We start from the raw sequence: 9,138 nt of genomic DNA, 5'->3' as shown, positions 1-9,138 counted from the left end.
TCAGCGTGTCGCCGGAGCTTTGTCGTTCACGGCGCCCAGAACGATGCCTTCGTGAGGGGCCACGACCAGCGGCCCCTCGATGGACCCGGTGCGCGCGGGATCGGTCGATGCCAGCACGATCGGCTGGCGCGGCATCAACGCCGGCGGGATCGGCGCCGGGGTGGCGCCGAAGTTCAGGAGCACCACCAGCCGCTGTCCTTCGAAGTTGCGCGCATAGGCGAGCACCTCACCCCCTGCATCGAGCGCTTCGTAATTGCCCCGGTTCAGCGCAGGCTGCGCGCGGCGCAGCGCGATGAGGCGCCGGTAGAGCGCCAGCATCGACCCTGCGTCCTGCGATTGCGCTTCCACGTTGCGCGTGGGCCAGTCGGCTGCCAGGCGCAGCCACGGCGTGCCGGTCGTGAAGCCCGCGTGCGCTGCGGCGCTCCACTGCATGGGTGTTCGCTCCGGGTCGCGGCCCAGGCCCATGCCGGGCTTGTTCTTCTCGAACGGGTCCTGGACTTCATCGGCGGGAATGGAGACGTCCGTCATGCCGATCTCGTCGCCGTAGTAGAGCGTCGGCGTACCGCGCAGCGTGAGCAGCAGCATGGCCGCGAGCCGCGCCATCTGCGGCCCGACGCGGCTCGCAATGCGGGATCTGTCGTGGTTGCCCAGCACCCAGTTCGGCTGCGCGCCCTCGGGCAAGGCGGCTTCGTAGTCGCGCACCAGGCGGTCGACGCACGCTGCCTGCCACTCGGTCGCAATCAGCTGGAAGTTGAAGGGCAGCTGCACGCCTTCGAGCACACCGTCGGTGTTGAGCCCGTAGTAGGCGACCAGGCGCGCGAGCGGCAGGTAGAGCTCGCCGATCAGCACGCGCGACGAGCGTGCGTCGCTGAACTCGTCGACCACGCGGCGCATCTCGGCCACGATCGGCTGCACCTCCGGCAGGTCCGTGTTGTAGAGCATCAGCCAGCGAAAAAAAGGGTCTTGGCCTTCGACGAAGTCGGGGTTCGGCGGGTTGTCGCGGAACTGCGCGTCCTTGATGATCTGCGAGAGCACGTCGACGCGGAATCCGTCGACGCCGCGCCGGAGCCAGAAGCGCAGCGCCTCGTACATCGCGGCCCGCACTTCGGGGTTGCGCCAGTTGAGGTCGGGCTGCTCCTTCAGGAACGAATGGCCGTAGTACTGGCCGGTGGCCGGATCGAAGGCCCAGGCCGGGCCGCCGAAATTGCTGAGCCAGTTGTTGGGCGGCCCGCCGCCCGGCGCCGGGTCGCGCCAGATGTACCAGTCGCGCCGCGGATCGCTGCGTGTGCTGCGGCTCTGCACGAACCACGGATGACGGTCCGAGGTGTGGTTGGGCACGAAGTCCAGGATGATCTTGAGCTCTCTCGCGTGGGCCTCACGTACCAGCGCATCGAAGCCCTCCAGCGTGCCGAAGCGCGGATCGATGCCGCAAAAATCGCAGATGTCGTAGCCGAAGTCGGCCATCGGCGAGGGATAGATCGGCGAGATCCAGACCGCATCGACACCGAGCGAGACCAGATGATCCAGCCGGGCGCGGATTCCATCGAGGTCTCCGATGCCATCGCCGTTGCTGTCCTGGAACGAACGCGGATAGACCTGATAGACGATTCCGCACTTCCACCAGTCATCGGCTGACATCTTGATCCCCTCATGGTCGGTTTCGAGCGGATCCATTGTCTCCAGAAAGTGTGCAGCGCATCCGCGCGCCGTGCGCGGCCGGCCGCCTCGGGCGGGCGATGCTAGTCCTCGTCGCGCACCTGGTACTGGCTCACCAGCGTCTGCTGGACCGCCGGCGGCACGGCCTCGTAGTGCGACAGCGCAATGGTGTAGCGGCCCTGGCCGCTGGTCATCGCATTGAGCCGCGACTGGTAGCTGGCCAGCTCGGCCTCGGGCACCTGCCCGCCGATGGCCACGGTGCCGCCTCCCAGGCCCGAGGTGCCGGTGACCAGGCCGCGGCGCGCCGACAGGTCGCTCGTGACGTCGCCCACGGCATGCTCGGGCACGGCGATCTCGATCTGCACGATCGGTTCGAGCACCACCGGGCGGGCCTCGCGGATCGCGGCCATGAAGGCCTTGCGGCCGGCGGTCGCGAAGGCGATGTCCTTGCTGTCGACGCTGTGGTGCTTGCCGTCGTACACCACGACGCGCACGTCGACCACCGGATAGCCCGCGATCGCGCCGTACGCCAGCACCTCGCGCACGCCCTTCTCCACCGCGGGAATGAACTGGCCCGGGATCGCCCCGCCCCGGACTTCGTCGGCAAACTGAAAACCCGCGCCGCGCGCGAGCGGCTCGATGCGCAGGAAGACCTCGGCGAACTGGCCGGCGCCGCCGGTCTGCTTCTTGTGGCGGTGGTGGCCCTCGGCCGGTGCGGTCACGCTCTCGCGGTAGGCGATGCGCGGCGGCCGCGTCTGGACCTCGAAGCGATACACCTCGCGCAGGCGATCGAGCACGATGCGCAGGTGCAGCTCGCCCAGGCCGTAGAGCACCGTCTCGTTGGTCGCGGCCACGTGCTCGATGCGCAGGCACGGGTCCTCGGCCGCGAGCTTGCCGAGGATCTCCCAGGCGCGCTGCTCGTCGCCATGGCGCTTGGGCTCCACGGCCAGGCCATGCACCGGCACCGGGAAAGGCAGCGGCGCGAGGTGCACGTGGGCGTCTTCCGCCGCATCGTGCAGCACGGCATCGAAATGGATCTCCTCGACCTTGGCCACCGCCACGATGTCGCCCGGCACCGCATGCGACACCTCGACATGGTCCTTGCCCTGGAGCATGAACAGGTGCCCCACCTTGAAGGGCTTGCGGCCGTCGCCGATGTAGAGCTGGCTGTCGCGCGTGATCGTGCCCTGGTGCACGCGCAGGATGCCCATCTTGCCGACATAGGGGTCGACCGTGACCTTGAACACATGCGCCAGCACGTGCAGCGACGGGTCGGGGCTGGCCTCCATCGGCTTGGCCTGCGCACCCTCGCCGATGATGAAGTCCGGCGGGTTGGCCTCGGTCGGGTCGGGCAGCAGCTTGACGATCACGTCCAGCAGCTCGGCCACGCCGGCGCCGCTGCGCGACGAGACGAAGCACACCGGGATCAGGTGGCCCTCGCGCAGCGCCTGCTCGAGCGGCGCGTGCAGCTCGACCGGATCCACGTCGCCCTCCTCGAGGTAGCGCTCGACGAAGGCCGCGTCGACCTCGACCACCTGTTCCACCAGCGCGCGGTGCGCCGCTTCGACGGGGCCGAAGTCGGACTGCCCGAAGCGGTTGAAGAAGCAGTCCACCACCTGCCTGCCGACCCCGTCGGGCAGGTTCAGCGGCAGGCATTCACGGCCGAAGGTGGCCTGGATGTCCGCCAGCAGGCCCGCCAGCGAGACGCCCTGCGAGTCGATCTTGTTGACGATGATCATGCGGGCCAGGTGGCGCGAGGCCGCGTACTCCATCATGCGCACCGTCATCGGCTCGATACCGGTGGCGGCATTGATGACCACCGCCGCCGTCTCGACCGCCTCCAGCGCCGGCAGGCTCTGGCCGAGAAAGTCGGGCCCGCCGGGCGTGTCGATGAAGTGGATGCGCGCGCCGGCATGCGTGAGGTGCATCACCGATGCGTTGAGCGAGTGCAGCATGCGGCGCTCCAGCGGGTCGTGGTCGCTGACGGTGGTGCCGCGCTCGATGCTGCCGCACGCCGCGATGGCGCCCGCCTTGTGCAGCAGGCTCTCTGCCAGCGAGCTCTTGCCGGCGGCCGCGGCGCCCACCAGCGCCAGCGTTCGCACGGCCTGCATTTCGGCCGCAAGGCCGTTCGATCGGCTTGGCATGGCATGCACTCCTTTGCGCGTCCGCAAGGGCGGCCCGGCGGCCCGCAAGGCTCGGGTGTTGCGCGTGGACGCCGGGCCAGCGTACGGGATTGGCCGCGCCGATGCAAGCTGGTTGCTGCCTACTTCGAACGCCCGTCGAAATGCTGCACCGGCACCGCATCGAGGTCGATGCCCTCGAGGCAGCGGATGTTGATGGCCGCCATCCTGTTGCCCTTGGGATCTGTGCCCTCGCCAAAGGTATGAATGCCGCAGGCCGCGCAGAAGCGGTGCGAGATGACGTGCTTGTTGAACATGTAGGTGCTCATGTCCTCGGGCGGCGTCTTCAGCCTGAGCCGCTCGTGCGGCACGAACCACAACAGCGATCCCCTGCGCTGGCACATCGAGCAGTTGCATGCCATCGCCCCCTGGATGTCGCCCTCGACTTCGAAGGCGATCCGGCCACAGTGGCAGCTGCCTTGGTAGTTCATCGGTCCTCCAGCAGAAAAGTTGCGCGGGGACAAATGATAGTTGCAATGATCGTTCGACCTCGGCCCCATTGGCTGCGCATGCTTTTTGTCCGGCGCGGCTCGGTGCTGCTCGGCATCACGCCGCAACTGCTGTGGACCACCGCGTTCGCCATGCTCGTGACGGTGCTCCACGGCCGCCTGTTCCAGTGGAAGGTGCCGCTCAACTTTGTCCCCTTCTCGCTGATCGGGCTCACGCTCACGATCTTCCTGGGATATGCGGCGATGGCCCCTCCGGCCCCAGCGTACGCCACACCACAGTTGCGCATCAATTAGGGCGGCAACCCGTCAGCTAGCGCGTGTCATGGTCAAAACCGGGTGATCACGAACCCATCACGTCCAAAGGCCTCGTTTTCCGCAAGGAAACTCTCAGCCCGCCCGTTCAAAATCCCGTATATCCGTTGGTACGAGTACCGTTGGCCGCGCAAGATGGGCTTGACCTCGTGCGGAAAATTCCTGTTCGAAGGAAAGACCACCAATGTTCCAGCGCTAGGCCGCAATTCGAGGTCTTGCTTGGGGAAGTGAATTTCCCCGCCATCGAACTCTGAGTTGAGATACAGAATGGCAGTGATACCGCGTTGAACATCCCGTTTGAGAACGCGCCCGTCGGCCCCCAGCGCGTGGTCGTCGGCATGCATCTTCAAACCGACGCCCGCCGAGTACGCAAAGAATTCGGTCTGCGCGAGAACCAGGCTGTCGCAAGGCTGTGCCGAAAAATTCTCCAGAAAGTACTGGTGAACGACCTCGTAGATATAAAACGCCAATTCCTCGTCGTGGCGTGGAACGATGGCCTTGCTGTCCCGGTATCTCGTATCGACGATCGATCCGCCATCGCGGCCATAGACCTCGTGTACGCGGTATTCGTTCGCAACCAGTTGCCTCTCGATATGGGAAACGCAGAGGTCGACAGACAAGCTGCACGCCCTTTGAAAGATTGCAGCATCCGGCTTCTGGATGGACTCGGCGTAGGTGATCACAGGTCGAATCTCCAGGTCGTCTGCAACAGACTTCGGGCTCCGGAACGAATCTCGGTCACGCCGTGCTTGTACTTGAAGTGCCCTGGGAAGGCCACCAGTTTTCCGACCACGCCGTCAATCTGCAGGTTTGCATTGGGAAAGTGGAGCTTGCCGCCTTCGAAGTCAACGCCTTCGGTGGAAAGATAGAGCAGCGCCACCAGTTGGTTCGCCCAGTTGAACATGACCGTGCCCAAGCCATAGTCCTTGTCGGCCGGGTCTTGATCGTCGCAATGCACGGGGCAGCCCGCACCCTCGAAGTACAGCAGTATCTGGCTGGATGCGAGGCTGATGTTTCGGCCCGCGTAGTTGTACTCGCCGGCCAAGGTTTCGACCTGCTGGCGAACGATCTCGACAAGCGCTTCCTTGCCCGGCATGTCGACATCAAAACTCATGCGGCCGCGCTCGCGGCCATGATCGGTGTTGTATGTCTTGGAAGGCTTCGGGTTGGCTTTCCAGGCATCCTGGATGACCTGCCGATAATCATCGATCGCAAGGTGCCTGATCCGGATGCCGTCGCGGCCGTCCGGCGTGGACACCGTGAAGCAGGGGTTAAACAGCGGCCGTATCTTTGACATAGTAGTGCCGTGCAATGGCAATTCGCTTTCCCCTTGTCACCGGCGTCACCAGATGCGGGAAAAGGTAGTTCGACGGAAAGGCAACTAGCGTTCCCGTCAGCGGTTTCACTGAAACGTCGTGCGTCGGAAACACCAGCTCCCCGCCTTCCAGGTCGTCAGAGCTGATGTACAGCAACCCCGCAAACTGGTTGAGCAGGTGCATGACGTACTTGTTGCGGCCGAACTGCTGCGGCGGCTTGAACTGATCGTCGACGTGCAGCCCGGCCCCTGCGCCTTCGGTATAGATCATGAATTGCTGCCGCGATACCGATCCCGAGTAGCCTTCGCCGCGCGTGTACAGCGATTGAAGAACGAACTCGTCCAGCATCTGGTACAGCGGCGCGAACCGTTCGGGCTGGTGGCTTTTGAGTTCCTTCGACCTGCGCAGCCTCTTGTCTTCCTCGCCGATATTCGAGTAGATGTCGAAGGACAGCTCGAGCTCCTCTGTCTCGAACGCAGAAAAGCAGCTCTCGATCAGCTCCGGCGGGACGACGGTTTTCGAAACTTCGATCCCGCCGCTGACCATGTGGACCGGATTCGGGAACAATTAATCCCCGCCCGCTCCGATGCTGCCCGTGGCGCCGGCGCTGTTGCAGGCGGCAATACCGTTCTGAAGCGCCATGAAGTTCGCGCTCGTCATCGAGTTGATGATGGCCGAGGTCAATGCCGGCACGTTGATCCGCAACGGGTTTTCCGGCGTTCCGTCGCCAATGAGGTAGATGCTTCCGACCACCACGGGTGCGTGGGCGCCCGCTGCAATCTCACGAACGGACGTAGCGGTTTCCCGCTTGAGCGGCAGTACGTTGCTCTCTGCCGTTGCATCCGTCGGTTGAATCTTTTGAAGTGTCTGCACGGTAAGCTCTCCTGAAGTGTGCTTCGACGGTTGCCGAAGCGGATGGCAGGCCATCAACGGCCTGGAAAATTCGATGTTTCGGCCTGAGTTCCGAACAATGTAGAAAAAATATGAGGATAGCCGCTGGGAGGCAGTGTGGGATTCGAATTCACTTCGAGCCACCATGCGTTGCCGCTGTCGTCCAGAATGCCGTCCAGCGAATACAAGACTGGCGCCGAGAAGCGGGCCTCCAGATCTCTCGCGAGCACCTCGACGGCCAAGCTGGCCTGCTCCAAGAGTGTGCCGGGCAAATTGGGCAGTGCGTTGTCTGCCGACTCCGTGGTGGGCGGAGACTCGTAGCTTCGCCCATAGCGAAAGTCGAGCCACACGGACTTTCCGGACGGCAGCACTTCGTCACGGGTGCATCCTTGATAGGCAAGCGACACCACCACCGCCTCGGCATCGCCCCGAGGCCGAGGCATCTGCGGCGATTGGGTGCGGGCGAGTTGGTCGATCAACTCATCGATGCTGCGGGTGCCATCGCCGGTCACCATCGAGTACGGATGGACGTGCACATGGAAAATGGTCCGCCCCCAGACCCACAGCTTGAGATTGACGCCTGGCACGAACTGCTCGGCATAACGGATTTCTTTCGAGGATGCGGAACTGCCCAGTTCATCCACCGCGGTAGCACCAGCGCGAAATGGGCCGGCAATATGCAAGCCGAAGGAGCCCATTGCGCCTTTGAAGATGAAATCCTGGTCCGGCTGCACGGGCGGGATCCACCACGCCGGCGTGCGAAGCGCGTGCTTTGCCATGTAGGCCTTGAACAGAAGCTTGTCGGTCGAAAGCGCCCACCGCACCGGCTGATAGGGAAGCCACCCCAAGAACCCGGTCGTTTCGTTCGAGAACTTGCTCACGTTGGCCAACTGTCCGTTGATGCGCGCCCGGAACTGGGGGTGCAGGGTGAAGAAGCGATTCCTTGCTTTCACCTCCATCTGAAACGAGTCGACGTCGATCGTGGACTGCGCGGCATGTTTCTCGCCCCAGCTCTTGACCGCACGGATATGGTTCGTGAGCATGGTCATATACATGGGGAAAGCCGTTGAGAACGGAGTGTGCAAATGAGGAAGTTACTGGCAACGCCGAGCCAGTCTAGGCCAGCCAGCCCGAGTGGATCGAGTTCCGCATATCCAGGGGAAACCTCGATTTGTTTAGCTGTTCCCGAGTAACCTGAGTGGTCTTTCAGTTGCTCCAGAGGCTTCGTGGAATTCCACCAGAACCTCAAAAGGCTGACTCCGATGGAAGCCTGGAACGGCAGGACGTTGGCCGATGTGCAGCAGGCTCATGCCCAGGATTACTGGGTACAGACGCTGAACGGATGCCTTACGGGCTATCACCTTCGATGTTCGTGACGAAGAAGCCAGAACAAACCGGTTAAAGGAGGCGGCGTCCGTGCGGGACGGAAGGCAGTTCGGCCCGATGGCAGAAGCTGCTCTATGAACAGTCAAGTCGCCCCGTCGAGCAGGACTCGTCGGCGTTGGCCGTGAGATAGCCCAGCACGTTGCCCGCGTCGTCGTAGGTGTAGCTCACGCCGCTGAAGCTCTGGCCGCTGGGGCTCACAAAGGGCGAGACATGGGCCAGCGTGCTCTGGAAGACGAGCCGGCCGTTGTCGTCGTACTGGCTCTGGCGCACCTGGAGCGGGTCGCTGCCGGTCACGCCCTGGTATTGCGTGTGCAGCGCGGTGTACTGCGCATCCAGGCCGCTCACGCCGCTGGCGAGCACGCGGCTGGCGCCGTCATAGGTGCGCAAGTCCACCACCGTGCCGTCGCGCGTGGTGCTCGTCAGCCGGTTCATGCCGTCGTAGCCGTAGACCTCCTCGGTCTCGCCGCCGGCTTGCGCGGTCCACTGCCCCTCAACCTGCACGATGCGGATGCCTTCGTGCTTGTCGCTGGTGCGCCGGCCGTTGTGGTCATAGGCCAGGCGATGGCCGTCCGGCCCCAGGGTCGAACCGTCGGCGGTGGCCGAATCCACCAGGGTCTGGCGGTTCATGGCGTCGTACTGGAAGTAGCGGTCGCTGTCCGGGGGCAGCATGCTCACGTCGGCATCGTTCACGTGGGTGTGGATGTGCGTACGGTTGCCCACCTTGTCGTACTCGATGGTGAGCACCGCGCGCGCATCGCTCACCCAGCGCATGCGCCCGAGCGCGTCGTAGGCGATGTGGTTGTCCTGGTAGGTGACGTTGCCCTTCACGGTGATCTCGCGCACGCGGCGGCCTGACAGGTCGTAGCGGTAGCTGCTGGTCCTTCCCACGCCGGCGTCGTCGATGCGCACGAGCTGGCCGACCTGAAAAGAGGCCTTTCATCCCGTAGG

10 protein-coding genes are annotated in these 9,138 nt (G+C 64.1%); 1 reads left to right on the top strand and 9 read right to left on the bottom strand.

The window, feature by feature from the left end; genetic code table 11:
- The 3 genes from FB547_RS17525 to FB547_RS17515 form a co-directional block, all read right to left on the bottom strand.
- On the bottom strand, positions 1–1,638 hold the full coding sequence (locus FB547_RS17525; RefSeq protein ID WP_145744355.1) for an alpha-amylase family glycosyl hydrolase: 1,638 nt from the start codon (positions 1,636–1,638) through the stop codon (positions 1–3).
- A gap of 101 nt (positions 1,639–1,739) precedes the next feature.
- On the bottom strand, positions 1,740–3,800 hold the full coding sequence (fusA, locus tag FB547_RS17520) for an elongation factor G (RefSeq protein ID WP_145744353.1): 2,061 nt from the start codon (positions 3,798–3,800) through the stop codon (positions 1,740–1,742).
- 119 nt (positions 3,801–3,919) lie between these two features.
- Positions 3,920–4,267: a GFA family protein gene (locus tag FB547_RS17515; RefSeq protein WP_145744352.1), complete on the bottom strand. Its 348-nt coding sequence runs from the start codon at positions 4,265–4,267 to the stop codon at positions 3,920–3,922.
- Between the two features lie 45 nt (positions 4,268–4,312).
- Here FB547_RS17515 and FB547_RS17510 point away from each other — a divergent pair, with 45 nt between their 5' ends.
- Complete coding sequence (locus tag FB547_RS17510) at positions 4,313–4,579, top strand: bestrophin family ion channel (RefSeq protein ID WP_261380321.1); 267 nt, start codon at positions 4,313–4,315, stop codon at positions 4,577–4,579.
- A 32-nt stretch (positions 4,580–4,611) separates the two neighbouring features.
- Here the strand turns inward: FB547_RS17510 and FB547_RS17505 are convergent, their stop codons facing one another.
- From FB547_RS17505 to FB547_RS17480, 6 genes are all read right to left on the bottom strand, one after another.
- A complete protein-coding gene (locus FB547_RS17505; RefSeq protein ID WP_145744350.1) occupies positions 4,612–5,280 on the bottom strand; it encodes a 2OG-Fe(II) oxygenase in 669 nt (222 codons plus the stop codon).
- On the bottom strand, positions 5,277–5,855 hold the full coding sequence (locus FB547_RS17500) for a hypothetical protein (protein WP_145744348.1): 579 nt from the start codon (positions 5,853–5,855) through the stop codon (positions 5,277–5,279). The genes FB547_RS17505 and FB547_RS17500 overlap by 4 nt, the downstream gene beginning before the upstream one ends.
- Positions 5,856–5,868: 13 nt before the next feature.
- Entirely contained in the window at positions 5,869–6,480 is a 612-nt protein-coding gene (locus FB547_RS17495; RefSeq protein ID WP_145744346.1) for a 2OG-Fe(II) oxygenase, read from the bottom strand.
- Complete coding sequence (locus tag FB547_RS17490; protein WP_145744344.1) at positions 6,481–6,786, bottom strand: hypothetical protein; 306 nt, start codon at positions 6,784–6,786, stop codon at positions 6,481–6,483. It abuts the gene before it with no gap.
- 53 nt (positions 6,787–6,839) lie between these two features.
- On the bottom strand, positions 6,840–7,847 hold the full coding sequence (locus FB547_RS17485) for a hypothetical protein (RefSeq protein ID WP_145744343.1): 1,008 nt from the start codon (positions 7,845–7,847) through the stop codon (positions 6,840–6,842).
- 415 nt (positions 7,848–8,262) lie between these two features.
- Positions 8,263–9,099: a hypothetical protein gene (locus FB547_RS17480; protein ID WP_145744341.1), complete on the bottom strand. Its 837-nt coding sequence runs from the start codon at positions 9,097–9,099 to the stop codon at positions 8,263–8,265.
- Between the last annotated feature and the right edge of the window lie 39 nt (positions 9,100–9,138).

The sequence above is a fragment of the Variovorax beijingensis genome (assembly GCF_007828835.1).
GTDB lineage: Bacteria > Pseudomonadota > Gammaproteobacteria > Burkholderiales > Burkholderiaceae_C > Variovorax > Variovorax beijingensis_A.
This window is presented reverse-complemented; position numbering and strand designations above follow the sequence as displayed.

Bases quoted from the DNA above. Each gene is read 5' to 3' on its own strand.
- FB547_RS17510 (WP_261380321.1), top strand. From the start codon at position 4,313: ATGATCGTTCGACCTCGGCCCCATTGGCTGCGCATGCTTTTTGTCCGG.
- FB547_RS17485 (WP_145744343.1), bottom strand. From the start codon at position 7,847: ATGCTCACGAACCATATCCGTGCGGTCAAGAGCTGGGGCGAGAAACAT.
- fusA (WP_145744353.1), bottom strand. From the start codon at position 3,800: ATGCCAAGCCGATCGAACGGCCTTGCGGCCGAAATGCAGGCCGTGCGA.
- FB547_RS17525 (WP_145744355.1), bottom strand. From the start codon at position 1,638: ATGTCAGCCGATGACTGGTGGAAGTGCGGAATCGTCTATCAGGTCTAT.
- FB547_RS17515 (WP_145744352.1), bottom strand. From the start codon at position 4,267: ATGAACTACCAAGGCAGCTGCCACTGTGGCCGGATCGCCTTCGAAGTC.